Annotated in this window: 6 protein-coding genes; 3 read left to right on the top strand and 3 right to left on the bottom strand. The window is 49.7% G+C overall.

Annotated elements, in window-relative coordinates:
• Positions 1 to 299, bottom strand: a 299-nt coding sequence (locus tag L881_RS0112145) for an IS5 family transposase (protein ID WP_025731892.1), incomplete at its 3' end; no start/stop codon positions are given.
• Positions 300 to 575: 276 nt separating this feature from the next.
• On the opposite strand from L881_RS0112145, the gene L881_RS13660 reads away from it, so the two are divergent.
• Together L881_RS13660 and L881_RS0112135 are read left to right on the top strand one after the other, a co-directional pair.
• Entirely contained in the window at positions 576 to 806 is a 231-nt protein-coding gene (locus tag L881_RS13660) for a helix-turn-helix domain-containing protein (protein ID WP_025733952.1), read from the top strand.
• A gap of 7 nt (positions 807 to 813) precedes the next feature.
• Positions 814 to 1,926, top strand: a complete 1,113-nt coding sequence (locus L881_RS0112135) for a hypothetical protein (RefSeq protein WP_025733951.1) — start codon at positions 814 to 816, stop codon at positions 1,924 to 1,926.
• On the opposite strand, the gene L881_RS0112130 is transcribed toward L881_RS0112135, so the two are convergent.
• Both L881_RS0112130 and pap read right to left on the bottom strand, forming a co-directional pair.
• The gene (locus tag L881_RS0112130) at positions 1,916 to 3,631 is read right to left on the bottom strand and encodes an N-6 DNA methylase family protein (protein ID WP_025733950.1); all 1,716 of its coding nucleotides are present in this window, start codon (positions 3,629 to 3,631) and stop codon (positions 1,916 to 1,918) included. The genes L881_RS0112135 and L881_RS0112130 overlap by 11 nt on opposite strands.
• A 299-nt stretch (positions 3,632 to 3,930) precedes the next feature.
• Positions 3,931 to 5,421: a polyphosphate:AMP phosphotransferase gene (gene pap / locus L881_RS0112125; protein ID WP_025733949.1), complete on the bottom strand. Its 1,491-nt coding sequence runs from the start codon at positions 5,419 to 5,421 to the stop codon at positions 3,931 to 3,933.
• A 418-nt stretch (positions 5,422 to 5,839) separates the two neighbouring features.
• Between pap and L881_RS0112120 the strand changes: the two genes are divergently transcribed.
• Positions 5,840 to 7,171 carry an NtaA/DmoA family FMN-dependent monooxygenase gene (locus tag L881_RS0112120; protein ID WP_025733948.1) on the top strand — a complete coding sequence of 444 codons (1,332 nt, stop codon included), beginning with the start codon at positions 5,840 to 5,842 and terminating at the stop codon, positions 7,169 to 7,171.
• Positions 7,172 to 7,252: the final 81 nt, after the last annotated feature.

The following is a 7,252-nucleotide window of genomic DNA, read 5'->3' as shown; positions in this document are numbered from 1 at the left end:
TCGATCATCCATGTATCCAAATCCATGAGACCATCCTGTCGAAGACGTAAATGAAGCCGGCTTAGGACTTGTTCGAAAGTACCATCATCACGCCACTGGCGGAATCGCTGGTATACCGTCTTCCAGGAGCCAAATCGTTCGGGCAGGTCCCGCCATTGTGCTCCCGAACAGAGAATCCAGAAGATGCCATTAAGCATCAGGCGGTCATCTCGCCGTGGACGCCCCATTTTCTGTGGGGGAGAAACTATATCGGCAATCATATCCCATTGATGATCAGGTACCGCGTAACGTTCCACCATCAGGCCATCTCCTTTCGTCAACAGCGAAAGGCTAACATGTATGACTTTTCAGACAGAACCTAGTCTGATGCCTCATTCTATAAACTGATCTGCTGCCCCCATCTCGCCCTGGCAAACTTTTCATGTCTCCAACCCAACATAAACTTCATCTTCCTCCAATCACTCTTAGGTAATGCCCCTTACCTCAGCGCCTTGCTGATCATTAGCTACTTATAGTCTGTAGATTTATAGGCATCATAGAGTTGTAATTCCGAGAAAGTTTCTTTTGGAGTATCAATGCGAAAACCTAGCGAAGAAATTACTACCACCCTTGCCAGGAATATTAGACGTTTGCGTAGCAATCAAGGGTTGTCGCAGGAGCAACTAGCGGACAAATCTGGATTACATCGAACGTATATCGGTGCGGTAGAACGCGGGGAACGTAATATCTCTTTAAGCTCATTGGAAGTGATTGCTTCAGCTTTATGTGTCGATGTTCCCAGCCTTCTGAGCAAACCACTGGAGTAGATATTACATGGATAAAAAGTTCAAACTGCCGCCACAATCAAAGAATTGTTTAACACCTCCCGAAGAAATTGCAAACCGACTGAGTTGTTTAATAGGACATCCTTTCGAGTTAACTTATAAGTCTAGAACCGATGGATCCAACATTAGGAAGTTGGTTGCTCAAACCCTCGCTAATGGCGCTTTGCCGGAGAGCGCCTCAATGGGCTCCTACCGCATAATGCCCCCGAGGGGTAAGGGCGTGCCAAAGATTCTACTCGAATACCTAGATACTTACATTGTTACAACCGGTACTTCATATAACCTGCAGGTATGGAACCGAAACCCTAACATTGAATCCGTCCAAGTCCAATATAATGACGGAAGTAAGCTTTTAGCCAACGAAGTTCGATTCGTATTCGTAAAAATAGACCCAGAGCAAAAAGTGGTATCTGGCATTGCTGTGCTGACGCCAAACTATATCGTTGAAAAATACGGAAAATTTGGAAAACCAACCGTAAAAAGCCAGATGATTATCTCTTCAACAGCACGTCAGAACGTTTTGGCTCAACCAGGTTCTATACTTTTCTATGATGATGAAATTCAAATAGGTGCGTCAGGTAATCAAAAAAACCTTTCTCAATACAATATCCATCAAGATCCAAGTCCCGAGTCTCTGCTCCCGCTTTCGACAATAAAAGAGATTGTTTTGGAAAAACTTATGGGACAGCATATACCACCAGCGTCCACTAAAACTCGGGGGCAAACTCTTGAAGGAATGGTTGCTCGGGCATTGGGGTACATTGTTAGCCAAGGCGATCTTTTAGCAGGTGGACTACCTGATATCAAAAATCAGGCGCTAGAGGTAAAACTTCAAGACTCTCCGACGGTTGACCTTGGGCTCTATAGTCCCGAATTCGAAGAGCCGATTAAAGGTTGCGAAAGCTTTACTACCCAAAATATACGCTATCTAATAGTTCTTACCAATCCTGATACATACTGCATAGACGGCATCGTGCTCTGCCCTGGAAGCCGTCTGGGATTGCATTTCACATACGTTCCGGAGAAAAATTTTAAATGTCAAAGATCAATGTCTATGGAATTTTTTGAAAGACACAAAGGAACTTCAGTGTTCAATCCTTGAGAATTTTTTCAATATGTGGAACATCGAATATTGACCATATTAATTGGTCAATATTCTGTTCCAATTGCATATGCTTACTTTTATCATTTTCATGATAACGCTCTTTAGTTAATTTTACTATTTCTTTTGACTCCTCTCGATTAGGATCTGGCACAGGAAACTGCTCAACATACTGGGTAATAAACCTCCGTTTATTTGAATAGAGTTTATTCTGAAATTTTAAATCATAGAACTCTTCTATAAAGCCCGAATTGGCAACCGCCAAGAGCAGCCATAAAATATCCTCTGGCATAGCTTCGTTTTCGCGAATCATCCAATAACAATCTCCATTTACGATGGAGCCATCGAGATCCAACCAGAAAGTTGGTTGTTCAGTTATGTCGCGAAAAATAACTTTATCTGTACCCCATAATGCAGGGTTCTGAGGAACCCAAATTTCATACCAAAGACGCTTTGCTTTAGCAATATATTTCCTTGAAGAAAGCTGCTCTTTCTTGGATTCAAGATATTTTTTGGTTATCGGAAATTTTTCAATATCATACACAGACCGCTTCCCATTGACCACATGATGAGTATAAAGGATAGACTTTTTTTCATTATCATTGCATTTAAATCTAGCTGCGACTAGATGGGTAACTAGAGGCTCGACAAGTTCAGGAATATAACCAACTTCCTTTTCCCAATTAGTGCGGATAAAAACATTATCCGCCGTAGTCTTTACTCCAACCCGAATCTTCCCTATGTCTTTAAATCTACACCAAGTTTTAGCATCAACTTTACCTAGCCATTTTTCAGATTTTTCATCTTGAAGGCGCCAAATGTCCGATGATTTCGAGTCAAAAGTTAGATGGCCATGCTTAACCATATACGCGGATTTTGGATTCGTAACAAGACCTGAAAATGAAAGCGCTTCAATTTGATTACTCACATGCGGTAAATTTTTCTTATTTAGCTCCTTTTCATAGAAGTATATCGAAGAAAAGGGGACAGAATCATTTCTAGATGAGCTATTTACTCCCATAACCATCACAGCAGGCAAAACAGCAGCGTCGAAAACCTTTGTATCACCAAAGTCCCATATTCCTTTAATAGAATACTCATCATAAAGCGTTTTACGAAATTCCCCAGCTCCCTTTGTTGTCATAAAACGGTTCGAGACTATAACGCCAGCGACACCATTTGGCTTCATAACAGACTTCATTGCTACCAAAAATGCCTGATATACATCTAGCCGTCCTTTCAAGCCAAAATTCTGACTTAGTAGTTTAGCTTGGTCGGCTCCAAGAACTTGAGTTCTAATATAAGGAGGATTAGCTATTATAATATCAAAAGAGGGTATTGATGCATCCATTTCTCCCAGAAACGTTTCTCGTTCCAAGCAAACTTGTAAAAAATCTTTGTGATGAATTTCAATAGGCACATCACTATGCAGCTGTTTTAGACGTTCCCTTGTGATGTTAAGGGCCTTCTCATTCGTATCAAACGCATGCACTTCAATGTGATTCATTGACCGTCGTTTTAATGCAGAGATTAAACTAACCAGTAATTCACCATCTCCCACTGCAGGATCAGCGATCTGCACTTTTTCGCCGAGTTTAACATCAGCCAAAATACGCTGGGATATGAAATCTGCAATTATAGTAGGAGTATAGTGTGCTCCCTCTTTCTTCCTTGATTCAACGTGGCTATATCTATCTGGAGTCATTAGCACTGTTTCTCGACGACAATCAATTAAATGATACTCATAGTATTCATTCAAAGTTATCCAGTCAACCCGCCACAACATCAAGGTTTATCAAACTACCCCACGTAGCAGAAACAACAATGCCTCCATCCATTGATGGAGGCATACCTTCGGCTTGTATTCGAACTGTCAGGCTTTTACCCGGCCTTCACGGGGCTTCTTCGTTGCACTATTGGCGAGAAGAACATGGAGGGTGCGCATACACTGGCAGTTCCGCCTATCGCTTGGTGATAGTCAGGCTATAGCGGCAGGCGATGCGCTCACTCCTTGTCAAACGCCGCTTCGATGGCGTCGTTGATGGTGCGCAGCACCTTGACCCGAGCAAAGCGTTTGTCATTGGCTTCCACCAGCGTCCAGGGCGCGATTTCGCTACTGGTGCGATCTACCATGTCACTTACCGCGTTGGCGTAGTCATCCCATTTCTCGCGGTTACGCCAATCCTCTTCCGTGATCTTGAAGCGTTTGAAGGGGATGTTTTCGCGCGCCTGAAAGCGCTGCAACTGGGTGTCCTGATCAATGGCCAGCCAGAACTTGACCAGAATGACACCGGCATTGCTCAAGTGCTCTTCGAAGTCGTTGATCTCGTTATAGGCGCGCAGCCATTCGACTTCGGAACAAAAGCCTTCAACCCGCTCCACCAACACTCGGCCATACCAGGTACGATCGAAGATGGTGAACTTGCCGCGTGCCGGAATATTGCGCCAGAAGCGCCATAGGTAGGGCTGGGCGCGCTCTTCCTCGGTGGGGGCTGCCACCGGCACAATATGGTACTGGCGTGGGTCGAGGGCACCGGTGACACGGCGAATGGCCCCTCCTTTGCCAGCGGCGTCGTTACCTTCAAAGGCCGCGATCAACGTATGACGCTGCATGCGCTTGTCGCGCATCAAGCTGGAGAGCCGTGCCTGTTCACTGGCCAGTTGCTTTTTGTACTCATGCTTTTCCAGCGCCTGACTCAGGTCCAGTCTATCCAGCAAGCCGCGATTATCCTGGCTCGACACCAGTGCGGTATGCGGCGTGCTCTGGTTCTGCTCCTGCCCCGTGCGCTCCAGGGCGGCCTGCAAGCCTTCAAGCAGGATACGCCCCACGGCCAGGCTACGATAATAATGATCAAAGCCATCAATCACATACCAGGGCGCATAGTCGCGGCTGCTGTGGCGCAGCACATGCTCGGCATGGCGCACGTACTTGCCGTAGGACTTCGACTGCTGCACGTCCAGCGGAGTGAGGAGCCAGCTACGCTGCGGGTCATCCTTGAGCGCGTTGAAACGCTTCTTCATCTCTTTTCTGGACAAGTGAAACCAGAACTTGAAGATCAGCGTTCCCTCATCGCAGAGCATGCGCTCCAGCCGCTCGGCATCGTCAATGGCCTGATCCAGCGCCGCTTCCTTGCCATTACCATGCACTCTGTCCCGCAACATCTGGCTGTACCAGTTGCCAAAGAACACGCCCATCTGCCCTTTTGGCGGTAATGCGCGCCAGTAACGCCAGGCGGGTGGCCGCGCCAGCTCTTCCTCGGTCGGTGCATCAAAGGTGTTGACCTGAATCAGGCGCGGGTCCATCCACTCGTTAAGCAGTTTAACCGTCTCGCCCTTGCCAGCCCCTTCCACCCCGTTAATGAGGATCAGCACCGGAAAGTTCGCCTTCTCTTTCAGCTCGTACTGTACTTCCAGCAATGCCTCGCGCAATGACGCTTCTTCAGCCTTGAAGGTCGCCTTGTCAACGCTGCGGCCAATTTCAGCGGATTCGAACATACTCCGACTCCTGTTCTATATGTTGGTGAAGCGCTGTTCTTAACCCTGCACCATAATACGCTCTTGAGTCATGGTGACGTTGAGCCGTGCAACCCCGCTTTCCATTGTTTGATACTGGAAACATAAAGCATCAACGTTTGACCATCCATAAGCAACATCAGCTGCCTCACGTCAAGCCAAACGGCCCTGAGCCATCGCACTATACGGCGATAGTGCCAGCGCTCGGGGCGAGATGACGATGGTAGTCACGGCGGGATCTGGGTCGTATACAGCAATGAATGCTCAACGTGCTGACGCTATCCTTTATCAAGGGGAGAGCTATCTATCACGCGCTGGCAGCAAGGGGCCCCTTCGGCTATTCTCATGGCAATATCGTGGCGCTGATACCCCCTCTCATCTCAGTGGAAGTTCTCCTTTTATGTACCCTGCACACTCCTCCCCGCTTATCCTGGGCGCCATGCTGACCGGTTCAGGGGCGCCGGACGATGAGCGTGCGTGGCTCGATGAGCAGGAGCCAGCCAACGCTTCCATCAATCCCGACTGGTACAGCAGCGTGGCGCAATGCCTTGATCGCGCGGGGCTGTCGTTTCTGTTTATCGCTGATGCAGTATTTGCCGATCCTGACGGGCCGCCCCACTATCTCTCCCGCTTCGAACCACTGTCGCTGCTCAGCTTTCTCGCGGCACGTACACAGCGCATTGGGCTGGTGGGCACCTTCTCGACCTCTTACAACGAACCTTACAATCTGGCGCGCAAGCTGATGAGCCTCGATCATCTTTCGCAGGGGCGCTGCGCCTGGAACCTGGTCACGTCACTGGGGGATCGGGCGGCGCGCAACTTCGGCCTTGATAGTCAGCATGACCATCATACCCGCTACGCCAGAGCTGAAGAGTTTCTGAATGTGGTACGCGGCCTGTGGCATAGCTATGCGCCCGATGCGCTGTCGCGCGACCGGCACAGTGGCCGTTACGTCGATAAAGAGAAGATCTCGGCGCTCAACCATCACGGCACCTTCTTCCATGTGGCAGGCCCGCTCAATATCGAGCCTTCCTGCCAGCGCGAGCCGGCTATCTTTCAGGCGGGGCAATCCTCACACGGTCAGCAGTTGGCGGCGCGCAGCGCAGATGTGGTGTTCGGGATGCAAACCGATATGAATGCTGCACTCGCCTACCGTGCTTCCCTGGCGACGTATCAGCGGCAATTGGGAGTTGAGCGCCAGCCGCCGGTGCTGCTGATGAAGCTGATGCTGCATGTAACGGATGACGATGTGACGCCTGAATGCGCCTTCGCCGACTATGCTGCGCAGCACTGCGTACTGGATGAACTGCGCGAGCGGGTCGGGCGTGCCGTGCAGCGTTCGTTGACAACGGCAGAAGCCGATCTGACGCCGATCACGGAAGCTGACATCCTTCATGCCCATGCCAATGAAGGCACCTGGCTCTCGGAGCCGTTGCGTGAAGCTCGGCAGCGCGGCGCCACCATGGGCCAGGCGCTCCAGCAACTGTTTCGCCTCAAGGCGCTGGTCTTTGCCGGCAGCGTTCAGCACATTGCCACCCAGATGGAGCAGTGGCAGCGCAGCGGGGCTGCCGATGGCTTCATTATCCAGATCAGCAGCCAGCGCGGGGCGCACCAGCTCGCGGAAAACCTGCTGCCCGAACTGCGGCGGCGCGGCCTCTTTGCTGCCATCAGCAATCAGCCGAGCACCTTGCGCCAAACGCTGGGGCTGGCGGAGCCAGCCCTGCCGAGTTAGCACCCTCTTCTACTCTTGCTGTTACTTCTGTCGGCACCACGCTGCGGCGTCTGATGGCGCACTATCGCTGTGCCATTGGCC

This window comes from Carnimonas nigrificans ATCC BAA-78 (assembly GCF_000526695.1).
Classification (GTDB): domain Bacteria; phylum Pseudomonadota; class Gammaproteobacteria; order Pseudomonadales; family Halomonadaceae; genus Carnimonas; species Carnimonas nigrificans.
This window is presented reverse-complemented; position numbering and strand designations above follow the sequence as displayed.